Here is a 22,129-nt window from a genome sequence, read left to right on the forward strand (position 1 = left end):
TTCGGGTGAGGTGTCCATGGCGATCCTGGGCGACGGTGTCGAGGTCGCCGCGGTCGGCGAGGTCGCCGTCGTCGTGCTCGATGACGCGGGGATCGTCAGACGCTGGTCTGACGCGGCCACTCGTCTGTTGGGGCACGCGGTGCCAGAGGTCTGTGGTCGTCCGCTGACGCACCTGCTGGCCGATCCGGCGCCGTGGAACGCCGACGCATCGGCCGGATCCGTCGTCGACGTCGGGCGGCGGGTCTTTCGGCGCAGCTCCGGAGCGCCCATCGAACTCGTGGTGCGCACGGCACGCGTGGCGGGGCCTGACGATTCGGCGGAGGTCGTCCTCCTGTCGTGCCCCGCGCCGGGCGGGAGCGCTGCGGAGCAGGGAGCGGGCTTCCTGACCTCTCTGTTCGGTCAGGACCGGCTGGGGGTCGTCCTCTTCGACACACGGCTGAACGTCGTACGCGCCAACAACCTGGTGGAGTCGGCAGGGTTGCCGCCCCTGCGCGCGGGGTGCCGCCTGAGTGACGTGGTGCGCGCGGAGGACGCGGAGGAGGCCGAGACCCACCTGCGACGCGTACTCGAGACCGGAGTTCCCCTGGTCGGGGGCGAGCTGTGGATGCGTGCGCCAAGTGCGTCCGGTCAGGAGCGCAGCCTGTCGGCGTCCGCCGTCCGGTTGGAGGGTCCCGACGGTCGTCCGAGTGGCGTCGCGGCGTTCGTCACCGACGACACCGAGCAGCGGCGAGCCAGGCGGCGTGCGGAGGTGAGCCACGCGGCGTCGGTCCGGATCGGGGCTTCACTGGACGTGGCCCGCACGGCTCAGGACATCGCGGACGTACTGGTGCCGGCCTTCGCGGACCTGGTCTCGGTGGACATCGTCGAGGTCGTCCTCGAAGGCGAGGAGCCCGCCAAAGGTGTCATGCCCAGCGGCCGGTGGCGGATGCGGCGGGTGGCAGCGGCCTGCGCCACCGGTCCGTGGCCCGCCGACCTCATCCAGGTGGGCGACGTCATGCCGCCGCTCCCGGACGTGCCGCAGGCGCGGCGGGCGGCACTGCACGGCGACACCATCCTGAAGACCTCACGGCAGGAGTTGGAGGACCAGCTCGCGGACCCGGAGGTGATCCGCGCCCTGCTGCCCGAGAAAGGGCATTCGCTGGTCATCTCGCCGCTGTTCGCCCGCGGTCTGCTGCTGGGCTTCGTCTCGGCCTGGCGGACCGAACGGGCAGAGGGGTTCCAGCAGGAGGACGCCGATCTCCTGTTCGACATCGCCTCGCGCGCGGCGCTCAGCGTGGACAACGCGCGCCGGTACACGAGGGAACATCGGGCCGCGGTCGAGTTGCAACAGCGCCTGTTGCCCCGCGCGACCACGCAGTCCACGGCGGCCGAGTCGGCCGGCCGCTACGTGCCCGCCGGGGGCGGGGCGGACATCAGCGGCGACTGGTTCGACGTCATCCCCCTGTCGTCGCTGCGGGTCGCCTTCGTCGTGGGCGACGTCGTAGGCCACGGCCTGCACGCGGCGGCCACGATGGGGCGCCTGCGGACCGCGATCCGAACCCTTGCCGAGCTGGAACTGGAACCCGGGGAACTCCTCATCCACCTGGACGACCTCGTCCAGCAACTCGCCGACGAAGCCGCTCCGGAGGACCGGGACACGATCGGCGCAACCTGCTTGTACGCGCTCTACGACCCGATCGCCGGCACCTGTGCGCTCGCCGACGCCGGGCATCCGCCGCCCGCGGTGATCGCGCCCGACGGGACGGTCCGAACGATCGAGGTCCACCCCGGTCCGCCGCTCGGCGTGGGCGGCATGCCCTTCGAGGTCACCACGGTCCACGTCGAGCCCGGCAGCATCCTCGCCCTCTACACCGACGGCCTCGTGGAACGAACCTCGAAGGACCTCGACGAGGGCACCAGGGACCTCCTCGGCTCGCTATCGACCCTCTGTGGCGCCGCACGGGCACTGGAGGACATCGCCCACGACGTGGTGTCCGCGGTGTCCGAAGGACCGCCCCGCGACGACATGGCGCTTCTTCTGGCCCGTACCCACGTGATTCCGGCCGCCGACACCGCGGCCTGGCAGTTCCCCGACGACACGTCCCGGGTGGCCGACGCACGGAAGTCCGTCGCCCGGCGACTCGCCGACTGGGGACTGGACGACCTCGCCTTCACCACCGAACTGATCGTCAGTGAACTGGTCACCAACGCGATGCGCTACGCGGGCGGCACCGTGGGGCTGCGCCTCTTCCACGACGACAGAACCCTGGTGTGCGAGGTCACCGACGCCAGCAACACCCAGCCACGGCTGATCCGGGCGCGCGCCGGTGACGAGGGAGGGCGAGGCCTGTTCCTGGTGGCCCAACTCGCCCGACGCTGGGGCAGCCGGTACCACCGCACCGGCAAGACCATCTGGGCCGAGCAGACGATCGGTGCCGGGTCGGGGGCGGGGCTCGACTTTGCCGGGGTCTGGGACACGGCGGAGATCTAGGGTCTGGCCGTCGACCGGTTCCCGGCTACTCGCCGGCCGCGGGCGTGTGGCACGATGCGCGGGACGGATGCGGAGGAACTCCGGTGCGGGTGCAGCAGCCCAACTCCGGGGCGGGCCCGCCACTGTGACCGGGGAGCCGCCTCCCACTCGTACGGCCACTGGCAACCGGCGTGAGCCGGCCGCTGGGAAGGCCGGGAGCAGGCGTCGGACAACAGGCCGTACGGCCGCGTACCGAGATCCGGGAGCCAGGATATTCCGCCCGTCCCGCAGCCAGGCGCCTTCCGCCCGGGCACGGTCCGTCTCCGGTGGCGTGGAAAACCGCCGACAGCGGAAGGCATTCCATCGTGAAGCCCGCACCCGGCTTCGAGCCGGTCTCCTCCTCTTTGGCCGACTCCTCCCACCTGCCCCACGGCGCCGTCGCCGAAGGCCTGCTCCTCGACCGCACACTCGCCGCCATCACCCCCGCGGACCCCGGCGCCCTCGCGGCGGCCCGGGACCGGCAGAACCGCCTGTCCAAGCCGCCCGGGTCGCTGGGATTCCTGGAGGACGTGTCCGTTCAGCTGGCGGGCCTCGCCGGCGTGTGCCCACCTCCGATGCCGGAACCCGCCGCTGTGGCCGTCTTCGCGGCGGACCACGGTGTTCACGCCCGGGGCGTCAGCGCCTGGCCGCAGGAGGTGACGGCGCAGATGGTCGACAACTTCCTGGCCTCCGGCGGTGCCGTGAACGCCTTCGCCGCGCAGACCGGCGCCGGGGTGGTCGTGGTGGACGTGGGTGTCGCGACTCCAATGCCCGCCGGGGAGGGGGTGCGGGACGGGCTGCTGCGCCGCCGGGTCCGGGGCGGGACCGCGGACATGACCCTGGGCCCGGCGATGAGCAGGCGGGAAGCCGTGCGGGCGATGGAGATCGGCATCGGCGTCGCGGGTGAACTCGTGGAGCGCGGCAGCCGTTGCCTGCTCACCGGTGACATGGGCATCGCCAACACCACGGCGTCCGCGGCGCTGACCGCCGCCTTCACCGGTGCCGACCCGGACGAGGTCACCGGTCACGGAGCGGGCATCGACGAGCCGACCCGGCTGCACAAGGCGCAGGTGGTGCGCGAGGCCCTCCACCTGCACCAGCCGGACCCCCGGGACCCCATCGGGGTGGTGTCGGCGGTCGGCGGCCTGGAACACGCCGCGCTCGCCGGGTTCGTCCTGGCCGCCGCCGCGCACCGGGTCCCGGTGATCCTGGACGGCGTGATCGCCTCTTCGGCGGCCCTGGTCGCGGCGGCGCTGTCCCCCGCCGCCCTGGACGCCTGCGTGGCCGGACACCGCTCGGTCGAGCCAGGTCACGCCATCGCCCTGCGGCATCTCCGCTTGCATCCCCTGGTCGACCTGGGGCTGAGGCTCGGCGAAGGGACCGGCGCTCTGTTGGCGCTGCCGCTCGTCCAAGCGGCGGTCCGTGCCCTGCGGGAGATGGCCACATTCGACTCCGCCGGGGTGTCGGAAAAGCCGGCCTGACGCGCCCGCCCGATGTGCCGGCCCGTGCACGCGGCAGGGACTGCCCGGACCGACGGTAGGAGAAGGGGACGGCTGGGCGCCGGCGGGCCCGGGGTCGTAGGCAGGACCACGTCATACTCCCCGGCGACCGGCGACCGGCGACCGGCGACCGGCGACCGGCGACCGGCGACCGGCGACCGGCGACGGGTTTCAGTACTTGGGCCTCAATCACCCAGGCCCCGGCTGTGGTTCTGACGAGCACCAGTGTGCCGGCGCCGATCGTCAGGTCCCCGCGGCCAGGGCCTGGGTGCCGGGCGTTCCGGTCAGGTCAGCTGCCGCTGATCGCCGCCGCCGTGGAGCGCAGCGCCCGGGCTGTGCGGCCGAGGTCGGCGTGGAGCAGCCGTCCCGCGGACTTCATCACCCGTCCCGCGACGAGGACCGTGTCTACGTTCTGGGGGTTCGCCGACTGGACCACGGCCGCGATCGGGTCGCGTTCGGCGGTGAGCATGTCGAGGTCCTCCAGGCGGAGCAGAGCGATGTCGGCCTGCTTGCCGGGGCGCAGCGAACCGATCCGGTCGTCGAGCCCCAGCGCGGCGGCGCCGTCGATCGTGGCCATCCGCAGGACGTCCTTGACGGTCAGCGGGGAGTCGTCGGTGACCTGGCTGGCCAGCAGGGCCGCCCGCATCAGGGAGAACATGTCGCCGGGGACGGTGGACACCGCGTCCACGCCGAGACCGGCGGTGACACCGAGGCGCCGGTAACGGCTCGACACGGGCGCGCCGACGCGCATCCCGGCCTCGGAGCCGGGCGCGGCGGCGGCCTTGCCGCCCGAGTCGCCGATCAGCTTGATCTCGCTGTCGGAGAGCGAGTTCCCGTGCACGTAGAGCGTGTTCGGGCGCAGCAGTCCGCGCTCCTTCAGGGCGGAGATCGGTGTCTGCGTGACGGGGCCTGCGCTGACGTGGAAGGTCAGGGGCAGGCCGAGGTCGTCCGTCATACGCCACTCCTCGATCACCGTCTCGATCGGGGTGAAAGACGGGCCGAGGGGGCCGTACGCCATGGTGACCAGCGCCTTGTCGTCCGACAGGCGCTTGGTGCGGACCCTGCGGACGTCCGCGAGGTCGGCGGCCGGGCCGATCGGGGCGCCGTAGGCGAACACCGCGCGAAGTCCCGCCGCCTGCATGGCGTCGAGGGCCGCGTCGGCATGGTCGGGCGAGTACAGGCCGTGGTTGTAGTCCAGCTGGGTGGTGATTCCGGAGTTGAGGCTCTCCAGCAGACCGGCGAGAGTCGCGTTGTACATGTCCTGCGGGCGCAGCCGCGGGCCGTACTGGCCCAGGACGCCGAGGTACGCGTTGAGGTCCATGCCCACGGTCGAGGTGCGCAGCGCCGACAGCCACACGTGGCGGTGGGTGTCGACGAAGCCCGGGAGCACGATCCGGTCGGTGGCGTCGATGACGGTGGCACCGTTGGCGGAGAGGTTGCGGCCGACGGCGGTGATCCGCCCTCTCTCGATCAGGACATCGGTACGGGCGTGGGCGACCGGCTCGGGCTCGGTGTCGATCACATGGCCGTTGCGCAGCAGGATGCGGGTGTTCGTCAGGTGCGCCGGGCCGCTCTGACGGCTTCTTGAGGGTGCCGCGGTCGCCGGCGATGCGGAGAAGGTGGCCGCGGCCGTGGCGGCGGCCACACCGGTCAGGACGGTTCGGCGGGGCAGATTCATGGTGGAACTCCGTTGTCTCGGAAGGCTGTCGTGGGCAGGGAGACCGGCGGGATGTCGCCGGGGGCGGCGCTCGATCGGCGCGCCGTGTGCTGACCTGTCCTCCACGGATGAACTAAGCGGACAGTCGTCCGGTAGTCGGGGAGAACGTACCGGACTGTTGTCCGGTTGGCAAGAGTGAGGGGTTGGGGCGGCAGCGGCCAGTCATGTCTGAGGGGTTGAGGCGGGGGTGGTCGGTCAAGCCCGAGGGGTTGAGTTGGGGGTGGCGGGTCGCACCCGAGGGGCGCGCTTGCCGACCGGACAACTGTCCGGGTATCGTTCCCCGGGAGTGGACAGCTGTCCGGTTCTTTCGGTGCTGCGGCTGAACCCTGGGAGGCGGAATGGTCGAGAAGCGCAGGCTCGGCAGGACCGACATCGAGATCACCCCCATCGGCCTGGGCTGCGCGCAGATGACCGTGAGCGGCATGACCGCGCGTGTGTACTCGACGCGGGAGCCGGAAGCCGTGGTCCGGGCCGCGTGGTCAGGTGGGGTCAACTGGTTCGACACGGCTGAGGGTTACGGCCGCGGGGCGTCCGAGCGGGCACTGACCACCGGGCTGCGTGCGGCCGGTGTGCGGCCCGGCGAGGCAGTGGTCGCCACCAAGTGGCTGCCCTTCGGCCGCCGGGCCTCGAACATCCCGCGCACCATCGACGACCGCATCGACGCGTTGCACGGCTACCCCGTCGACCTCTACCAGATCCATCAGCCCTGGAGTCTTTCGCCCGTCGCGAGCGAGATGCGCGAGATGGCGAAGCTGCTGCGGGCCGGCAAGATCCGGTCGATCGGCGTGAGCAACTTCAGCGCCCGCCAGATGTCCCGCGCCGCCGCGGCCCTGCGTGCCGAGGGCGTCGAACTGGCGGCCAACCAGGTGCAGATCAGCCTGCTGAACCGCGACATCGAACGCAACGGCGTACTGAACACCGCCCGCGAACTGGGGATCACGCTGATCGCCTACTCACCGTTGCACGCCGGCATCCTCACCGGACGCTTCCACGACGATCCCGCCGCCCTGCGCCGGGCACCCCTGTTGCGCAAGGCGATGTTCGGCAGCGGCCGGGACCTGGAACGCAGCCGACCGCTGCTGCGCGAGCTGGGCAGGATCGCCGATGCGTACGGCGTCTCCCGCGCTCAGGTGGCGTTGAACTGGCTGATCACCTTCTACGGCGACACCGTGGTGGCGATCCCGGGAGCCTCCAAAGCGCAGCAGGCCGAGGAGAGCGCCGGCGCGCAGTCGTTCCGGCTCACAGAGAAGGAGCTCGGACGCCTGGCCGAACTCGCCCCATGACAGCGATCAGACGTGCGGGGCGGTCCCCTGACGTCGTCGACCCGACTTCACAGCCATCGCCGACTTCACAGCCATCGCCGCCTTCACCGCCATACCCGTCGAGGAATCGAGGAGTACCACGCCATGTCCCACTCGCCCGACCTGCCGGACCCCGGCCACAGCCCGGTGGACACCATCGACTCGCTCGACGGCCTCCACACCGACCTCGCCCGACGCCACAAGGCCACGGAAAGCAGGGGAGCCGTAGTCCCCGCAGCCGTTGTCGACGCCGACTTCGCCGCCCTGCAACGCGACGGATACGTCATCTTGGACAACCTGCTGACCGAAGCCGAGTGCGAGGACGTCCGCGCGGCCGTGACGCCCCTGCTCGACCGGACCGGTCGCAACACCTTCGAGGGGCGGCTGACCCAGCGCCTCTACAGTGTGCTCGACAGGACCCGGGCCTGTGACCGCATGGTCGACCACCCGCGCGTGCTGGCCCTGCTGGACCGGCTGCTGATGCCCAACTACCTGTTGTCCCAGCTCCAGGTCATCAACATTTTTCCCGGCGAGGACCCTCAGCTGCTGCATCCCGACGACGGCATGTACCCCGTGCCGCGTCCCCGGGCGCCGCTGAGCGCGGCCACCGTGTGGGCCGTCGACGCCTTCACCGAGGACAACGGCGCCACCGTGGTCCTGCCGGGGAGCCAGCGCTGGGGCGAGCGTCGGCCGGCGGACGACGACGCCCGCGTGAAGGCCGTCATGCCTCCGGGCTCGTGCGTCTTCTTCGTCGGCACTCTGTGGCACGGTGGCGGCGCCAACGCCTCCGACCGCGCCCGGCTGGCCGTCACGGCCCAGTACTGCGAACCATGGCTGAGGCCGCAGGAGGCGTTCAGCCTGTCCACCGCCCGGGAGACGGCCCGAGTGGTGTCCGAGGACATCCGCCGGATGCTCGGCTACAGCATCCATCCGCCCTTCCTCGGGATGGTCGACGGCATGCACCCCAAGCGCCTGCTCGACGGCTCGGCCTGAGTGCCGTCCCCCGTGCTGCCCGACCGGAGAGACGGCGGCGGATCGCCCGGCAGCGACGCGCCGGAACCGGTGTCCCTCAGTGGCTCGGAGCGGCGACCGGGCGGGTCGGGATCGCGTCGAGGACGGCGAGAGTCTCCTCGTCCAGGGCGATCACGCCTGCCGCCAGATTCGCTTCGAGATGACCGGCGTCGGTGGTGCCCGGGATGAGCAGCACGTTGGGTGCGTGGTGCAGCAGCCAGGCCAGGCCGACCTGCGCCGGGCTGCACCCCAGCTTCTCGGCCGCGGCGAGCACGGCCGGTTCGTCGGTCACCTTCGGCCGGCCCGGGAACGCGCCGCCGAGGGGGAAGTAGGGCACCCAGGCGATCTGCTCGTCCGCACAGAACCGGGCCATGTCCTCGTCCTCGCGCGACACCAGGCTGTAGGGGTTCTGCACACAGACGATGCCCGCGGGCAGGCCGCGGCGCAGCACGTCCAGGGTCACGCTGCTCAGCCCGATCGCACCGATCTTGCCCTCCTCGCGCATCGCGATCATCTCCGCGAGCTGGTCGTCGAGGGCGACCATCTGCTCCTCCGGTACGGGGACCCCCGTGTGCCCACCGTCGACGCGGCGGAGGTTCACCACCGGGATCTGCTCCAGCCGGAGCGTGGCGAGCTCGGCCTCGATCTCGGCCCGCAGTTCCTCGGGCCGCTGCGCCAGACGCACCGGGATCTGGCCGTCGGGGTCGGCGGTGGCCCCGACCTTGCTCACGATCAGGACGTCGTCCTGGGGCCGAAGCGCCTCGCGCAGCACCTCGTTGACGAAGCCGTTTCCGTAGAACTGGGCGGTGTCCACGTGGTCCACGCCGAGGTCGATCGCCCGGCGCACCAGGGCGACGGCGGCGCTGCGGTCGCCCTGAAGGCGCGCCAGCTGCATCGCGCCGTACCCGACGCGCGAGACGGTGCGGCCGGCCAGCGAACCAGTGCCACCGGGACGTGCGGCCCCGGTGGGAGCGGCTTCGGAGGAGGGGATGCCTGCGGACGTCATGACTGCCTGCTCTCGTGGGAGAATGGAGAAAGCGGAGGAGCCTCCGTTACGTCCACCGTAGCACTACCGGAGGAGCCTCCGTTTTGAGTCCGTCCGAAGCGTCCCCGGCTCGCAGGCCGACCGGCTCGCCCGAGACCGGCGGCAGACCGGCCCGCCGCGACGCGCAGCGCAACCGAGAGAAGCTGATCGCCACCGCCCAGGCCGCCTTCGCGGCCGGTGACGGTCCTGTCGCGCTGGAGGCCATCGCCCGCCAGGCCGGCGTGGGGATCGGGACCCTGTATCGCCACTTCCCCACCCGCGAGAGCCTCGTCGACGCCGTCTACGCCACCGAGCTGGAGGGGGTCGCCGCGAGTGTCCCCCTGCTGCTGGAGCAGCACCCCGCCGATGTCGCGCTGCGGGCCTGGATGGGGCGCTACGCCGCCTTCGTCGCCACCAAGCGCGGGATGATGGAGACGCTGCGGGTCGGATTCGCCGCCGGGCGCATCGCTCCCCCCTCGCGGGAGCGTGTCACCGCCGCGATCGCCGAGTTCCTGGAGCGGGGCGCGGCGGCGGGCGTGCTCCGGTCGGACGTCGACCCCGACGACGTCACCACGATGCTGGTCGGTGTGTTCTTCGCCATCGCGACCGACGCGGCCCGGGATCGGTCCGATCGCCTGCTCGACCTCGTCTGTGACGCGCTCAGGCCGCGGGGGAGTGCCGCTGGAGGCGAGGCCCGCCCTTGATAAGCGGACAGTTGTCCGCTAGGTTTCTTGTAGCGGACAGCCGTCCTGTCCGGCCGGTCGTACCGGCTCGCGTGGATGCGGCCGGGTGACGGGTGTCCGCCCACTCCTGCCTTCCTCCACGGAAGATGTCCTTGCCATGAAAGTGGTCATATCCCGTACGGCCGCAGCCCCGGGCGATCGCCAACGGCCCGCCACGACCTCGGGACGCAGAAGCCGTCGTGACGTCGGCGTGCTGCTGGCCCCCGTCCTTGTCGGGGCTCTGGTTCTCACCCTCACCGTCATACAGGCCAGGTCGTCGACCGTCGCCGCGCCAGGCGCGGCGGGGCGACGGCAATTCGTCGACGGCGTCTACGAGGTACGGCTCGGTGACCCCCGCGCTGCCCAACCCGACGGCTTCACCACCCGGCTGACGGGCCGGCAGGCCGCCCAACTCGCCGACACGGTCGGTGTGGCGTCGGTGACGCGCGTCCGGGGCCGGGTGGCGGCCACCGTGCCAACGTTGTCAGACTGCGATCCGGTGACCGCTCCCCCTGTCACCGCCCCCGGCCCCCTCCCCTCGCCGTCTCCCTTGCCTCCGCCGCGCCCACCGGCGCAGAGCCAGGTGATGCCGCCGGGCGGCGATCCTGCCACCCATGTCCCGACCTCGGCGTCTCGCAGCCGGACCGGCGGTGCCGCGGCGGCTGGGAAGGGAAGGGCGGCGACGCCGTCGGGCCCACCACCTGACACCGTCGGCCACTTTCACGACCGAGCCGAGAGGGAAGGGCGCGAACCGTAGTTCGGTGCCCTTGGAGAGGCCGGGGGAGGGGGTGACCGCCCGTCGCAGATCGACGGCGGCGGTGTGCAGTCGATACCGCCGCTGCCGTGGAGCAGGTTTTCACCGAGGAGGGAGTTGCGGCGATCCGTGCCGCACTGGGCGTTTGAGGTCCGGGACACCGAGCCTGGCCGGCTCAGTCCTTGATCGTGGCGAGGATGAGCGCCTGCAACTGTTCCGATGTGTGGTCGAGGGGCTGGGTGCTGCGCTTGGCGCGGCACATGGCTACGGTTCCCTCGACGGCCGCGACGACGAGCGTCGCGAGCTGAGCCGCCTGATCGGGCTCGGCGCCGTGCTCGCGCAACGAGTCGGCGAGCAGGCCCTCCCATGCGGCGAAGACGTCGGCAGCGGCCGCGAGGGCGGCCGGCGTCTCGTCGCTGGAAGGTTCCTCGATGGAGACGGCGAGTACGGGACAGCCGGCCCGGAAGTCGCTGTCGACGACGATCTTGCGCCACAGGGCGAGGAAGGCCCGCAGTCCGGCGACCGGACCCGCCGTCAGTTCCTCGCGCAGGCGGCGCGCGGTCCACTCGCCCGTGAAACGGACGGCCTCGGTGGCCAGTTGCTGCTTGCCCTCGGGGAAGTAGTGGTACGTCGACCCGAGGGGCGCCCTGGCGTGCTTGGCCATCTCGCGGATGCTCGTCGCGTTCAGGCCGCGTCGACTGATCATGTCGGCCGCACCGGCCACGATCCGTTCGCGTGCTGACGGGCTGGCCTTGGTCACGTACATGATCCCTTCTGACCCCATTGGCTATAACGATCGTCATAGTCTAGCGTGGGCGCCGTCCATAACGACTGTCATAGACGCGTGCCGTCGCACGAAACGCAGAGAGAGGGATGTCCATGCCGATGATCCGGCTCACGGCCCCCGCCGGCGCCTTGACCGAACAAGGCCGCAGCAGCGTCCAGCGGGACCTCGCCGCGGTGCTGCTGCGCTGGGAGGGCGCCCCCGACACCGCCTTCTTCCGCGCCCAGGCCTGGAGCTACCTGGTCGAACTGGAGCAGGGTGCCCAGACCACCGCCGAGGACGACGCACCGCGCTTCCTGGTGGAGGTCACCGTCCCGCAGGGTGCGCTCTCCGAGCCCCGCAAGGCCGGTCTGGTCGAGGAGGCGACGAAGACCGTCCTGGCCGCCGCGGCACTGTCCCCGGACGACGCCCTACGGGTGTGGGTGCTGGTGCACGAGCAGCCCGACGGCACCTGGGGCGCCGGCGGGTCGGTCATCCGGTACGCCGACCTGGTGGCTCTGGCGAAGGGGCAGCGCACCGATGCGTGAACTGACCTACGTCGCCAAGCGCACCGTCGAGTGGCGCGAGGCACCCGACCTCAAACTCCAGTCGGACGGGGAGGCGATCGTCGCTCCGGTCGCCGCCACCCCCTGTGACGTCGACTCCTCCATCCTCGCCGGCCACGGCTTCATCGACCCGCCCTTCGCCCTCGGCCACGAGTGCGTCGCCCGGGTCGTCGAGACCGGTGACGCCGTCACCGCGGTAACCCCCGGCGACCTCGTCGTCGTGCCCTGGTCCATCAACTGCGGCAGCTGCGAGCGCTGCCGGTCCGGGCTGACCGCGCACTGCTCCGCCGTGCCCTACATGGCGATGTACGGCGCTCCCATCGGCGGCAGTTGGGGCGGACTCTTCTCCGACCGGGTCCGCGTGCCCTACGCCGACGCGATGCTCGTACCCCTGCCGGCCGGCCTCGACCCGGTCGCCATGGCCTCCGCCAGCGACAACTGGTCCCTGGCCTGGCGCCTGGTCGCCCCCCACCTCAAGGCCCGCCCCGGAGCGCGGGTGCTGGTCGTCGCCCGCGGCAGCATCGGCCTGTACGTCTGCGATATCGCCCGCGCGCTCGGCGCCTCCGAGGTGCTCTACGTCGATCCGGAGCCCGAACACCGTGTGCTGGCCAGGGGATACGGCGCTGCCACGGCCGAAGCGCTGGAGCCGATCCCGCAGAGCTACGACATCGCCGTGGAAGCCACCGGCCGCGTCGACCAGCTTGCCCTGGCCGTCAAGTGCCTGACTCCGGAAGGGATCTGCGAATCGGCAGGCAATCACTTCCGCCCCGGAGAACTTCCCCTGCTCGACATGTACCTCACCGGCGTCACCCTGCGCATCGCCCGCGACAACGTCCGCGCCCACATCCCCGACGCCCTCGAACTCGCGGCCTCGGGCAAGGTCGCCCCCGAGAAGGTCGTCTCCCATGTCATCGACTGGGAGGACCTGCCGACCGCGCTGCCGGAGAAGCACCTCAAGCCCGTCTTCGTCAGGGCCGACAGCTGACCTCGTCCGGACCTCGCCCCGCCGTCCCACCGACCTCAGAAACCCGATGCACACCTCTCGCACCGAACCGCCCGCACAAGGGACAGCCGCCGACCTGGAACACCAGAAAGCGGCCATCACCAGCCTCGGACACGAACTGCGCGCCCTGGTGGAAGCCACGGTTCGAACCGCTGCCTCCCCGGACACCCTCCACCGTGTGGCGGACGGCGTCCGTCACCTCACCGGTCAGCTGACCGGACGACGGCGCGCACGCGCCGAGATCCCCGAGGTGGACGACTTCCCGGCGGGGCCACGGATGTACAGCCCTGTCACCGGGGCCGGCAGTCCGCTGGCCCCACCCATGCACATAACGCCCACCCCGGACGGCCTGATCGGCCGCTGCGTGCTGGGCATCGCTCACGAAGGCCCGCCCGGGTACGGTCACGGCGGCATGAGCGCCATGCTCCTGGACGAGATCATGGGGCGCGCCTGCGTGGCCGCGGGAATGCCCGGCCTGACCGTCTCCCTTCAGATGCGCTACCACCGGCCCGTCCCGCTGGAGACACCGTTGAGCATCCTCGGTCGAGTCACGGGCACTGATGGCCGCAAGATCTTCGTGACCGGGTCGGTCACCGCCCAGGAGGACCCTGCCACCGAACTGGTCACCGCCGACGGTGTCTTCGTGACACCTGACCGTCGTCGCACCCGCGTCCTTTTCCCTGACCTGTAAGAAGAATCGTGACCCCGCCGTGCGCCAGGCAGTGCCGCGGTGGCGCAGCCCACTGAACTCGGCCTTGCGGACGGCGCGGCGTGACCGATGCCCTCAGATCACCGCCCCTGCGTAGCCGCAGTGTGCGTGGCCTGGTGTGCCTCGGTGATCAGAGTGGTCGCGACCTCCAGGACAGCCTCGCGCTTCTCCTCGTCGGTGCCCGGGAGGTCGTTGAGGGCGATCATGCCGGCGTGCATGGTGAAGACCGCGCTGACGCAGCGGACCTGGTCGACCAGCGCGGCGTGCGGGTCGACCAGGATCTCGCGGAGGCCCAGCAGGCGCTCGCGGAACCTCTCGCCGGTGCGCAGTTCCTTCAGTGTCGCCTGGTTCTCCTGCACGAAGCGGAAGAGCGGCAGTGCCTCGGCCAGCGCCTCGCTGTAGCGGCGGACGATCTCCTGCTTCGTGTCCAGGGTGCGCGGCTGCGACTTGCCCCACTCGATCAGTTCCTCGATCGGCTGAGTCAGGTCCTCGAAGAGGCTGACGAGGATCTCTTCCTTCGTCTTGAAGTGGTAGTAGAGCGCCGCCTTGGTGACCTCGAGCCGCTCGGCGATCTCGCGCAATGAGGTCTTCTCGTAGCCCTGCTCGGCAAAGAGTTCGAGAGCCACGTCCTGGATGCGCTGGCGTGTATTGCCACGCTGCTGCCGCTTGGTGTCGTCCATGGTGCCGCCCATTGTCGCGCTCCTCGCGTCCCGTACGAACTTACTTGCCGACCGACTAGATAACTTACTTGACGCCCGGCTAGTTCCGGGTCTACCTTTCCAGTGTAACCAACTTGCCGGGCGGCAAGTAAGTGGTCGGTTGAAGGCGATACGGCAGGAAAGTGGCTGGTCAGGGCCGCAGTCCTGGAGAAGAGGGAATCATGGCGGACACGCTGACTGTCGACACCGTCGACGCGCGGGCAGGGAAGCAGCCCCGGAGTACTCGGCTCGTGCTCTTTGCGCTCATGATCGCGATGATGCTCGCGATGCTCGACAACATGATCATCGGCACCGCGATGCCGACGATCGTCGGCGAGCTGGGTGGCACCGAGCATCTGTCCTGGGTGGTGACGGCGTACACCCTGGCCACGGCGGCGGCCACCCCGGTCTGGGGCAAGCTCGGCGACATGTACGGCCGCAAGGGCGTCTTCATGACCTCGATCGTGATCTTCTTGGTGGGCTCCGCGCTCAGCGGCATGGCCCAGGACATGGGGCAGCTCATCGGGTTCCGGGCCGTTCAGGGTCTCGGCGCCGGTGGTCTGATGGTCGGTGTCATGGCGATCATCGGTGACCTGATTCCGCCGCGTGAGCGGGGAAGGTACCAAGGCATGATGGCCGGCGTCATGGCGCTGGCGATGATTGGCGGACCGCTGGTCGGCGGCACCATCACCGACAACTGGGGCTGGCGCTGGACGTTCTACATCAACCTGCCGCTCGGTGTCGTCGCGCTGGGTCTGATCGCCGTGGTGCTGCAACTGCCCAAGAAGCGGGCCAAGGCCGGGATCGACTACCTCGGTGTCGTGCTGCTGACCGTCGGCATCACCGCGATCGTGCTGGTCACCACGTGGGGCGGCACTCAGTACGCCTGGACTTCCGCGCGGATCATGGAGCTCATCGGCGTCGGCGTGGCCTCGCTGATCGGGTTCGTGTTCTGGCAGACCAGGGCCGCCGAGCCGGTGCTGCCGCTGCACATCTTCCGCAGCCGCAACTTCACGCTGATGGCGGTCATCGGTTTCATCACCGGCTTCGTGATGTTCGGTGCGACGCTGTACCTGCCGCTGTACCAGCAGTCCGTGCAGGGCGCCTCCGCGACCAACTCCGGGCTGCTGCTCCTGCCGATGCTCCTCGCGATGCTGGTGACCTCGATGCTGGCAGGGCGTATCACGACGAACACCGGCAGGTACAAGGTCTTCCCGCTCGTCGGTGGTGTCCTGATGGTGGTCGGGCTCTACCTGCTGTCCACGATGGACACCGGGACCTCGCGCGTCACCTCCGGTGTGTTCATGGCCATCGTCGGTCTGGGCATGGGATGTCTGATGCAGGTGACCATGCTGGTCGCGCAGAACAGCGTCGACATGGAGGACATGGGCGTGGCGTCCTCGTCCAGCACCCTGTTCCGCACGCTTGGTTCCTCGTTCGGTGTCGCCATCATGGGCGCCCTGTTCAACAACCGGGTCCAGGAGGTCATGGCCGAGCGGGCCGGGGCGATCGGGTCGAAGGTGACCGAGCAGTCCGCACAGCTGGACGCGGCGAGCCTGGCCAAGCTGCCGGAAGCGGCGCGGGAGGCGTACCAGCACGCCGTGTCGGCCGGCACGCACTCGGCGTTCCTGCTCGGGGCCGTTGTCGCGGCGGTCGCGCTGGTGGCGGCGGTGTTCGTGAAGGAGGTCGCGCTGCGGGGGGCAGGGCCGGACGCTGAGGGGTCCTCGGCGCAGCCGCCGGTTGTCGAGCACGTCTGAGCCTGATCCGACATTGAGTTGAACGCCCCCGGATGGTGTCCGCCCCGGGGGCCTGTCGTTTGTCGGTGTGCGTGTGAGCCCGGCCGCCTCGCGGCACGAGGCGCTGAGGACTCCGCCTCCGTAGGCCGCTTCCGGAGCACGTTCGGACCTTGCTCATGTACGGGAGAACTGCGCCCGCCCAGGGGCGCCCTGTTAACTCCTGGCAAGTTTGGGCAAGTTCCTGGCTCGGAGCCCCAGTCGCGGGCAAGCTCTGGCACAGAGATCCTTACCGGCATCCGAGGAGGACATCATGGCCCTGCGCAAGCTCGGCAAGGACCCGGAGAGTCCGAGTGGCGGCTCGCCCACCATCTACCTCGACGAGGAGAAGGAGAGCTACCTCGTGCAGGGGTGGAAGGTGGAGGACGCTGAGCGTCTCGGGCAGATGGACATCCCCGGCCATGAGTCGGTGGTGGAGATCCCTCGGCGCATGGTGCAGTTCTTCCTGGAGGTGAAGAGGGATGACGAGGACCCCGACGTTTGAGGAGCTGTTCCGGGACTGCCAGAGGACGGCTGTCCATCTGGAGATGCGCGACGCCTACATGAAGTCGGACCCGGCCTTCATCGACTGGAAGGCCGGCGTGGTCCTTGACCCCGCCGAGCGCTGGGCCGACTGGCACGCGATCGTCACGGAGGCGACCTCGCGAGGTGTCGAGGTGCGACGCGCCCGCGTCGTCTCGATGCCGGTCAGCGAGTACATCCGTTTCGAGTACGACGTGACGGACGGGCTGAACATCGCGGCCGGCGAGAGTGTGCGGTGGCTCCCGCGGCGCTCCGCGACCGACATCGCGCTTCCGGGCAACGACTTCTGGCTGTTCGACTCCCACCTCGTCCTCGTGAACCACTTCGACGGCGAGGGCGAGAACATGGAGGTCGAGCTCACAGAAGACCCCGAGGTGGCGAAGCTGTGCGAGTCGGCCTTCGAGGCCGTGTGGCAGCGCGCGACGCCCCACGCCGCGTTCGAGCCGGCCTGACAGCGCGAACAGCACGGCCGCACTGAGATGACATCGCCCTCGTCGAGCGTCCAGGAAGCCCGCAAGGCGCTCGGGCAACGCCTCGCCGACATCCGGAAAGCGGCCGGACTCACCAAGCGAGCATTGGCCCAGAGCCTGGGCTGGCATGAGTCGAAGGCTTCGCGCTTCGAGAGCGGCACACGCGCGCCCTCGGAGCGCGACCTTCGCGCGTGGTGTTCCGCGTGCGGTGCGGAAGGCCAAGCGGAGGACCTCATCTCGACTGCCCGCGGAATTGAGGGCATGTATGTCGAGTGGCGCAAGATGGAACGCCATGGCCTCAAGTGGGCGCAGGAATCCGTGGTTCCTCTCTGGGAGCGCACCGAGCGCTTCCGGATTTACTCGCCCTGGCTCATCCCTGGCCCTGTGCAGACGGCCTCGTACATCACCGCGCTTCTGACCTCCATTCGTGACCGCCGAGGGCTCATCGACGATGTGCCGGCGGCCGTGAAGGTGCGCGTGGAGAAGCAGCAGGTCGTCTACGGGAACCACAGGTTCGCGATCCTGCTGGAGGAGAGCGTGCTGCGATACCGCATCGGCGGCACCGACGTGATGGCCGGCCAGCTCGGCTATCTGCTCAGCGTCATGGCGCTGCCGTCGGTGAGCATCGGCATCATCCCCCAGGACGCCGACCGATCGGGTCTGTGGCCGGTCGAGGGATTCTTCTTGTACGACGACGAGATGGTGAACGTCGAACTGGTTTCGGCTCATCTCACCGTCGTCCAGAAACACGAACTTGCCATGTATGCCAAAACGTTCGGCGAACTGGCAGAACTTGCCGTCTACGGCGCTGCAGCGCGGGAAATCATCACCACTGCCATCGAATCTCTAGGGTGAATGCCCGGCAAGTTCCGGCACACTCGTGGAACCCCATCCTCTCCCTTTCCTAGCGTTATAGCCACGGCTGACAACGCGCTCCGGAGGGGCCAGTGATGACAGTGGCAAGTACGGGCAAGACGTTCGAGACGGCCGAGGACATCGAGGGTGACGACGCCCCCATCGACGTAGAGGCAATCTCCTCGCAGACGAACACCGTCCTCGGCCTGCGGATGGACACCACGACCCGCGTGGCGATGGACCAGCAGGTACCGGTCATCGCCGGACACCTGAACCGCCTGCTCCACGTGGACCTGGGCGCCGACGACGACGGCGAGGTGCGCAAACTCCTGTGCGAGGGAACCAAACTGGTCGACCTCACCAGCCGGCCCACCCCCGAGACACCCACCTTCGGGACCTACCTCTACCTCCGCAATCTCGCCCTGCTGACGCGGCGCCTGCTGTGGATCTACTCCCAGCGCAACGGGCTGGGTGCCCCGTGAGCGTCAAGGACGACCAGATCGTGCGGGAGCTCTCCCACTACATCTACGAGCACCCCGCCGACCGGATGGCGCTGATGCCGGTCTACGACGCGGCCCGCGACCACTCACAGCGGCGAGCCTGCACCCACGACCAGCGCTGCCCCCTCGTGACCACCGGCGCGGTCGTCGTCGACGAGCATGATCGCGTCCTGTGCCTGCGGCACGAGGGAGAGTACGCCCTCGCCGAGGCGGAGCCGGAGGAGAGGGACGACTCCCTCAGTGAGGCGGCCCTGCGCCTACTGGCCGAGGAAGTCGGCATCCGAGACGTCTGGACACAGCCCGGCGCCGAGGGCCCCTTCCTGGTCGACGTGACCAGACCGGGCCATCACCGCTACGGGCCCCGTCTCCGGGTCGGCGTCCGCTACCTCTTCCGGGCCCACTCGGGCGCCGTGTTCCCGTCGATGATCGAGAGCGGTGTGGCGGCCTGGGTGCCCCTGACCGACATAGGCATCCCGTCGGTCCGCGCCCGCGTGGAGCACCACCTGATCGGAATCCAATGAGTCCCCGCAACCAACAACTCGCCTACGTGGCAAGCCTCATCGCACTCGGTGGCTCCCTCCTACTCGGCATCTGGAGGGGCTGATGTACGAGCGCAGGACCAAGGAAGCGCCGCCCCTGCCCCCTCCGCCGATCGGAACGATCGGGCACACCCGACCGCCGGGCGATGTCCGCATCGGTGACTTCGTCTACCTCGACGGCGAGTACCAGCGCGTCCGGGACATGAGGTCCGCCGGCACCGCAGCCCACCGCGTACTGATCTTCGCTGGACGAGAGCCCTGGGTCATGCGAGAAGCCCGCACCACCTACCGCCCCATCGACCGCCTCTGACCCCGCCCCGCTCGGGCACCGCACCCTCATCTCACTTCACACGCGAGGAGCTTCGCCATGCGCTTCCGCAAGATCCACGGCGCGGGAAACGACTTCGTCCTGCTTTCCGATTTCGGACCGGACGACGCCAAGGAGTGGCCCAAGGAGGCGGAACGCCTGTGTGCCCGGCGTACCGGCGTGGGTGCGGATGGCCTGGTCATCAGCCGACTGATCAGCCACAGCCCCGCCGTCCTCGACGTCGCCTGCTTCAACGCGGACGGCTCGACCGCGACCATGTGCGGCAACGCTCTGCGGTGCTCCGCCTGGGTCGCTCACCGCGATCACGGCCTCCAGCAGATGCGCCTCCACATGGCCGGCGTGGAACACGAGGCCGTCGTCTCCGACGACTCCGTGTGGGTCACGGCCGAGGTCGGCGCGGTCCACCCACGCCGCTTACAAGCCGTCATCAACGGCAGACCGACCTGGTTCGACAGTGCCCACACCGGCACGGAGCACGTCGTCGCCATCGTGGACGACGTAGACGCCGTCGACACGGTGATGGTCGGGCGCCTCGTGCGTCACCACGCCGACCTCGCCCCGTTGGGGACAAACGTCAACTTCGTTCAGTCCGCTGGCCATCAGGCACTGAAGATTCGTACCTACGAGCGCGGGGTCGAGGACGAAACCCTCTCGTGCGGAAGCGGGGCTGTAGCAGCCGTGGTTGTCGCCACCATGCGCGGCCTGGTCGCTGCCCGCGCTGTCACCGTTCACAACCTCGCCGGCCAACCGCTCACCGTCCGGCCGCACGACGCCCGGCCGACCCGAACCCACTGGGTCGGCGGCCCGGTCACCCATGCCTTCGAAGGGATACTCGCATGACACTCTTCCTCATACCCAACTCGGACGGTGCGCTGCGAAGGGCCGCCAAGGAACTTCGCGAGTGGGGGCAGAGTCACCAGGACCTCCGGGTCGCCCTCATCTACGGGCCCGTGTCCGCTGAGGACAGGCTCTACCACTCGAAGTGCCCGGTCGAGCAGCGATCCGTCACTGCCCTGGGCGCGGCCCTGGAGGAGATTGGGGTCCGGTGGAAGGTGCTGGACCCGTGCGAGCCCGACTTCATCATCGACCTGGCTGGGTACGACGTAGCCCTCTCCAATCTGCACGGCCCTTACGGCGAGGACGGCCGGTTGCAGGGGCTGCTCGACTACCTGCGCGTGCCCTACTGCGGCAGCGGAGTCGGGGCATCCGCGGTGGCCGCCGACAAGATCCTCTGCAAGCGGGTGATGCTGACCCTCGGCGTCCCCACGCCCGGCTGGCACGTCTGGTCCGGCGGCCCAGTGACCTGGAACGGCCACCCCCTGATGGTCAAACCGCCCTTCGGCGGATCCAGCGTGGGCATGAGCCTCGTACGGAATCCGGCAGACCTGCCCGCCGCTCTCACAGATGCCGCCGGCGACGAGGGCTCGGACGTGCTCGTCGAGGAGTACGTGGCGGGCACTCCGTTGACGGTGGGTCTCCTGGAACTGCCGGGTGGGTCGGTCGTCGTCTGCCCGCCACTGGCCACCGAGGCGGCCGAAGCCGACTTCTACGACGCCGAGACGAAGCTCGACGTGGACGCCAGGGGCGCCGTCATCGTGCGCGCTGCCGAGTTGGAGCCCGAGGTGCTGGACCAGGTCACTGGGTACGTCCGGACGGTGTGGGACGGGCTCGGGCTGCGTGGTTCAGCGCGCATCGACTTCATCCTCACTGCGGACGGCGATCCGTTCGTGCTGGAGGTCAACAGCACGCCGGGCATGTCCCGTGACAGCAACTTCGCGGTGGGAGCCGCGATGGTCGGACTCACGCACACGGACGTCGTGTTGGCGATGCTCCACGAGGCCCTGGCCCGTCCGCCATACGATGTCCCCCTGCCCACTCCCGCGTTCGTCGGCACCACACGGGCTCGGGAGGCTGCCGTCTCGCCGTAGGAGCCCGCCGCTGTGCCGCGCGTCCACGAAGTCCCCCTGCGCCGTCAGCTCATCGACCCCGCCGAATGGGACCTGTACGGCGGATGGGCACTCGGGGACAGGATCGAATGGTCCAACCGGGCGTGCGGCCTGGCCTCACTGAGAATGATCCTGCTCGCCTACGGCCGCGAAGCGCCCACGGTCACGGAACTCCTGAAACTCGCGGTCAAGCAGGAGGTGCTGACCCCGCGTGGAGCACTTCACGCAGGGATCGCGAGCCTGGCGACCGACCTCGGAGTCCCCTCGACCGCAGAGCCCGTCCCGGCAGAAGACCTGACAAGGCGGCTAAATGACGCCCCGCTCATCGTGTCCGTGACAGAGCAGTTCCCCGACGACGGCCGCACCGGCGGCCACCTCGTCATCCTGCGCGGCTACGACGACGGCCCCGACCCGACGATCCACTTCCGGGACCCGTCGGCCTGGGGCCAGACACACGACCAAGTCCCCCTCAGCCGCGTATTTGCTTCCTACACCGGCCGCGCGATCACCTTCGCGCCCCTCATCCCCAACGGAGAGTCTTGATGACCGAGGCAGTCGGCGACACGACCGAGGCCGCAGGCGGCCGGCGGATCGCCGTACTCGGAGAAATGCTGGAACTGGGCGACGCTGCCGTCGAGGCCCACCGCGAGGTCGGGCGCATGGCAGCCGAGAACGGCGTCGACCTGGTCGTGGCGGTCGGCGGGGACATGGCCAAGCAACTCGCCCTTGCGGCAGGCGCGGCCGGAGTGCCGGACATCGCGTTGGTTGGTGACAGGGCCACTGCCGCCGCCTACCTCGACTCCATCCTTCGCCCCGGCGATGTTGTACTTGTGAAGGCATCACGGGGTGGCCAGCTCTGGCAGATCGCTCAAGCACTCACCGGGCAGCCCGTCACGGGCCTGTGAGCCGACTCCGACTCGT

General features: G+C 69.8%; 23 protein-coding genes and 1 riboswitch. Of the genes, 19 read left to right on the forward strand and 4 right to left on the reverse strand.

Features of this window, described 5'->3' with window-relative positions:
- The first annotated feature begins 16 nt into the window (after positions 1-16).
- Positions 17-2,470, forward strand: a complete 2,454-nt coding sequence (locus tag AC3ETA_RS42545; protein ID WP_432198273.1) for a SpoIIE family protein phosphatase — start codon at positions 17-19, stop codon at positions 2,468-2,470.
- A 73-nt stretch (positions 2,471-2,543) separates the two neighbouring features.
- Positions 2,544-2,725: riboswitch (cobalamin riboswitch) on the forward strand.
- 89 nt (positions 2,726-2,814) lie between these two features.
- Positions 2,815-3,969 carry a nicotinate-nucleotide--dimethylbenzimidazole phosphoribosyltransferase gene (cobT, locus tag AC3ETA_RS42550; protein ID WP_432198274.1) on the forward strand — a complete coding sequence of 385 codons (1,155 nt, stop codon included), beginning with the start codon at positions 2,815-2,817 and terminating at the stop codon, positions 3,967-3,969.
- A 307-nt stretch (positions 3,970-4,276) separates the two neighbouring features.
- Here cobT and AC3ETA_RS42555 read toward each other — a convergent pair whose 3' ends face one another.
- On the reverse strand, positions 4,277-5,665 hold the full coding sequence (locus tag AC3ETA_RS42555; protein ID WP_432198275.1) for an amidohydrolase family protein: 1,389 nt from the start codon (positions 5,663-5,665) through the stop codon (positions 4,277-4,279).
- A gap of 377 nt (positions 5,666-6,042) precedes the next feature.
- Between AC3ETA_RS42555 and AC3ETA_RS42560 the strand changes: the two genes are divergently transcribed.
- Both AC3ETA_RS42560 and AC3ETA_RS42565 read left to right on the forward strand, forming a co-directional pair.
- Entirely contained in the window at positions 6,043-6,987 is a 945-nt protein-coding gene (locus AC3ETA_RS42560; protein ID WP_432198276.1) for an aldo/keto reductase, read from the forward strand.
- Between the two features lie 123 nt (positions 6,988-7,110).
- Positions 7,111-7,998 carry a phytanoyl-CoA dioxygenase family protein gene (locus AC3ETA_RS42565; RefSeq protein WP_432198277.1) on the forward strand — a complete coding sequence of 296 codons (888 nt, stop codon included), beginning with the start codon at positions 7,111-7,113 and terminating at the stop codon, positions 7,996-7,998.
- Positions 7,999-8,074: 76 nt separating this feature from the next.
- Here the strand turns inward: AC3ETA_RS42565 and AC3ETA_RS42570 are convergent, their stop codons facing one another.
- A complete protein-coding gene (locus AC3ETA_RS42570) occupies positions 8,075-9,022 on the reverse strand; it encodes an aldo/keto reductase (RefSeq protein ID WP_432198278.1) in 948 nt (315 codons plus the stop codon).
- An 83-nt stretch (positions 9,023-9,105) separates the two neighbouring features.
- On the opposite strand from AC3ETA_RS42570, the gene AC3ETA_RS42575 reads away from it, so the two are divergent.
- Positions 9,106-9,744, forward strand: a complete 639-nt coding sequence (locus tag AC3ETA_RS42575) for a TetR/AcrR family transcriptional regulator (protein WP_432198279.1) — start codon at positions 9,106-9,108, stop codon at positions 9,742-9,744.
- Between the two features lie 947 nt (positions 9,745-10,691).
- Here the strand turns inward: AC3ETA_RS42575 and AC3ETA_RS42580 are convergent.
- Positions 10,692-11,282, reverse strand: a complete 591-nt coding sequence (locus AC3ETA_RS42580) for a TetR/AcrR family transcriptional regulator (protein ID WP_432198280.1) — start codon at positions 11,280-11,282, stop codon at positions 10,692-10,694.
- A 113-nt stretch (positions 11,283-11,395) separates the two neighbouring features.
- Between AC3ETA_RS42580 and AC3ETA_RS42585 the strand changes: the two genes are divergently transcribed.
- Genes AC3ETA_RS42585 through AC3ETA_RS42595 form a run of 3 tightly spaced genes read left to right on the forward strand, consistent with a single transcriptional unit; the run spans position 11,396 to position 13,539 of the window.
- A complete protein-coding gene (locus AC3ETA_RS42585) occupies positions 11,396-11,827 on the forward strand; it encodes a tautomerase family protein (protein ID WP_432198281.1) in 432 nt (143 codons plus the stop codon).
- Positions 11,820-12,830 carry a zinc-dependent alcohol dehydrogenase gene (locus tag AC3ETA_RS42590; protein WP_432198282.1) on the forward strand — a complete coding sequence of 337 codons (1,011 nt, stop codon included), beginning with the start codon at positions 11,820-11,822 and terminating at the stop codon, positions 12,828-12,830. The genes AC3ETA_RS42585 and AC3ETA_RS42590 overlap by 8 nt, the downstream gene beginning before the upstream one ends.
- A 46-nt stretch (positions 12,831-12,876) precedes the next feature.
- A complete protein-coding gene (locus AC3ETA_RS42595) occupies positions 12,877-13,539 on the forward strand; it encodes a PaaI family thioesterase (protein WP_432198283.1) in 663 nt (220 codons plus the stop codon).
- A 98-nt stretch (positions 13,540-13,637) separates the two neighbouring features.
- Here AC3ETA_RS42595 and AC3ETA_RS42600 read toward each other — a convergent pair whose 3' ends face one another.
- Complete coding sequence (locus tag AC3ETA_RS42600) at positions 13,638-14,249, reverse strand: TetR/AcrR family transcriptional regulator (protein ID WP_432198284.1); 612 nt, start codon at positions 14,247-14,249, stop codon at positions 13,638-13,640.
- Between the two features lie 188 nt (positions 14,250-14,437).
- Between AC3ETA_RS42600 and AC3ETA_RS42605 the strand changes: the two genes are divergently transcribed.
- The 11 genes from AC3ETA_RS42605 (at position 14,438) to AC3ETA_RS42655 (ending at position 22,113) form a co-directional block, all read left to right on the forward strand.
- Positions 14,438-16,012, forward strand: a complete 1,575-nt coding sequence (locus AC3ETA_RS42605) for an MDR family MFS transporter (protein ID WP_432198285.1) — start codon at positions 14,438-14,440, stop codon at positions 16,010-16,012.
- A 289-nt stretch (positions 16,013-16,301) separates the two neighbouring features.
- A complete protein-coding gene (locus AC3ETA_RS42610; protein WP_432198286.1) occupies positions 16,302-16,532 on the forward strand; it encodes a hypothetical protein in 231 nt (76 codons plus the stop codon).
- Positions 16,510-17,022: a DUF6879 family protein gene (locus tag AC3ETA_RS42615; protein ID WP_432198287.1), complete on the forward strand. Its 513-nt coding sequence runs from the start codon at positions 16,510-16,512 to the stop codon at positions 17,020-17,022. Before AC3ETA_RS42610 ends, AC3ETA_RS42615 begins: the two co-directional genes overlap by 23 nt.
- A gap of 27 nt (positions 17,023-17,049) precedes the next feature.
- Positions 17,050-17,895 (forward strand): helix-turn-helix domain-containing protein, encoded by an 846-nt coding sequence (locus AC3ETA_RS42620; RefSeq protein ID WP_432198288.1) that lies wholly within the window; start codon positions 17,050-17,052, stop codon positions 17,893-17,895.
- A gap of 95 nt (positions 17,896-17,990) precedes the next feature.
- A complete protein-coding gene (locus AC3ETA_RS42625) occupies positions 17,991-18,377 on the forward strand; it encodes a hypothetical protein (RefSeq protein ID WP_432198289.1) in 387 nt (128 codons plus the stop codon).
- Positions 18,374-18,916: an NUDIX domain-containing protein gene (locus AC3ETA_RS42630; RefSeq protein ID WP_432198290.1), complete on the forward strand. Its 543-nt coding sequence runs from the start codon at positions 18,374-18,376 to the stop codon at positions 18,914-18,916. The genes AC3ETA_RS42625 and AC3ETA_RS42630 overlap by 4 nt, the downstream gene beginning before the upstream one ends.
- An 82-nt stretch (positions 18,917-18,998) precedes the next feature.
- Positions 18,999-19,244: a hypothetical protein gene (locus tag AC3ETA_RS42635; protein WP_432198291.1), complete on the forward strand. Its 246-nt coding sequence runs from the start codon at positions 18,999-19,001 to the stop codon at positions 19,242-19,244.
- Between the two features lie 57 nt (positions 19,245-19,301).
- Positions 19,302-20,102, forward strand: coding sequence for a diaminopimelate epimerase (dapF, locus tag AC3ETA_RS42640; RefSeq protein ID WP_432198292.1), 801 nt, complete (start codon positions 19,302-19,304; stop codon positions 20,100-20,102).
- Positions 20,099-21,190, forward strand: coding sequence for a D-alanine--D-alanine ligase family protein (locus AC3ETA_RS42645; protein ID WP_432198293.1), 1,092 nt, complete (start codon positions 20,099-20,101; stop codon positions 21,188-21,190). Before dapF ends, AC3ETA_RS42645 begins: the two co-directional genes overlap by 4 nt.
- Before the next feature lie 12 nt (positions 21,191-21,202).
- A complete protein-coding gene (locus tag AC3ETA_RS42650) occupies positions 21,203-21,751 on the forward strand; it encodes a C39 family peptidase (RefSeq protein WP_432198294.1) in 549 nt (182 codons plus the stop codon).
- Positions 21,751-22,113 carry a glutamate ligase domain-containing protein gene (locus AC3ETA_RS42655; RefSeq protein ID WP_432198295.1) on the forward strand — a complete coding sequence of 121 codons (363 nt, stop codon included), beginning with the start codon at positions 21,751-21,753 and terminating at the stop codon, positions 22,111-22,113. The genes AC3ETA_RS42650 and AC3ETA_RS42655 overlap by 1 nt, the downstream gene beginning before the upstream one ends.
- The last annotated feature ends 16 nt before the right edge of the window (positions 22,114-22,129 follow it).

The sequence above is a fragment of the Streptomyces sp. bgisy027 genome (assembly GCF_057710365.1).